Origin of the sequence: Mammaliicoccus sp. Q-M61 (assembly GCF_022386055.1) — a bacterium.
Classification (GTDB): Bacteria; Bacillota; Bacilli; order Staphylococcales; family Staphylococcaceae; genus Mammaliicoccus; species Mammaliicoccus sciuri_A.
Genome location: NZ_JAJNJL010000047.1, coordinates 1 through 239 on the forward strand (window position 1 = coordinate 1; position 239 = coordinate 239).

Below are 239 nucleotides of genomic sequence, written 5' to 3' on the forward strand. Positions count from 1 at the left end.
CAGACGGTCATGTAACAGTAAGATATGTGGATGAAGAAGGCACTGAAATTCAAAATCCAACAACTTTAAATGGCAAAGTAGGAGAAGACTATAGTTCGACACATCCAACTCAGATTAATGAATACAATTATCTAGAAACAGAAGGTACCCCAGAGGGTAAATATTCGAGAGACAATCAAACAGTGACGTACGTGTATCAAAAAGCAGACGGTCATGTAACGGTAAGATATGTGGATGAA

At 38.1% G+C, this 239-nt stretch carries 1 protein-coding gene; it reads left to right on the top strand.

Annotated elements, in window-relative coordinates; genetic code table 11:
• Positions 1 to 239 (top strand): MucBP domain-containing protein (locus LQ677_RS14645; protein ID WP_239749103.1); only part of this gene is annotated, 239 nt, incomplete at both ends.